Source organism: Dellaglioa sp. CoH-57-MRSF-20 (assembly GCF_056781955.1).
The window spans coordinates 1-732 of record NZ_JBXAXV010000042.1 but is presented as its reverse complement, the minus strand read 5'-3'; the positions used below and the strand labels follow the sequence as shown (position 1 = coordinate 732).

Below are 732 nucleotides of genomic sequence, written 5' to 3'. Positions count from 1 at the left end.
GTACTATACGGTTCTGTGTGAGACATGCGGTCCTATTCAGGTTGACGGAAACGGGGCACGTGTCACTCCGCTCGAAGAGCAGGACGATCAAAACCGGCACATCGCGCCGGGCCAGTTTTTCGATTATCTGCCGCCCGATCATCCGGTGGTAGTTGCACAAGGGCCCGTGATAAAGGCCGAAGACAGTGCATGGGCCGCGTACAAAAAGGCACGTGTGCGATTCCCGAACAAATCTCTGTAAGGAGTGTATATGGCACGAATCCAGCACGATAGCCAGTGGACCAATCTGTACTACGGCTTCGATCCGGAGCACAAAGGCAAGTGTAGGCCCACGATCCGTATCGTTCCGCGACACGTAGACTGTGAGGCTGAGGGCTTTCCCCATGGACTTCCGACCAACGTGTTTTTCGATACGGAAGAACAGGCCGTGGCGTTTGCTCGGCGTATCGACTCGTTTTTGGACGCGTCGCTGAAGGGTGCGCTGGAGTACATGGTGGATCGACGTGCCGAACTCTTCGACCGAGAGACAAAGGAGCTGCTCAATGATTAATCATTTGTCAAATCAAGAGCTGTTTGTATCAACCCTCGTCGTGTTCGCGGTGATTGCTGTCGTGGCCGCACTCGTCATGGTCGGGATCGTTGTGTGGCTGCGCCGGACAGGGGACACGACAGCAAACCGTGAGTTCTCGCGGTTCCTTGACTGGGCGATGCGCGAAAAGCTGGATACAAGTC

Annotated in this window: 3 protein-coding genes; all 3 read left to right on the top strand. The window is 55.3% G+C overall.

Annotated elements, in window-relative coordinates; translation table 11 throughout:
• Nucleotides 1-241, top strand: a 241-nt coding sequence (locus AC1RPN_RS07975; RefSeq protein WP_353986004.1) for a cupredoxin domain-containing protein, incomplete at its 5' end; no start/stop codon positions are given.
• Between the two features lie 9 nt (nt 242-250).
• Nucleotides 251-550, top strand: coding sequence for a hypothetical protein (locus tag AC1RPN_RS07970; protein WP_251480687.1), 300 nt, complete (start codon nt 251-253; stop codon nt 548-550).
• Nucleotides 543-732 (top strand): hypothetical protein (locus tag AC1RPN_RS07965; protein ID WP_438451048.1); only part of this gene is annotated, 190 nt, incomplete at its 3' end. The genes AC1RPN_RS07970 and AC1RPN_RS07965, both read left to right, overlap by 8 nt.

Excerpts from the sequence above, each read along its gene's own strand:
- AC1RPN_RS07970 (WP_251480687.1), top strand. The coding sequence starts at position 251 with ATGGCACGAATCCAGCACGATAGCCAGTGGACCAATCTGTACTACGGC.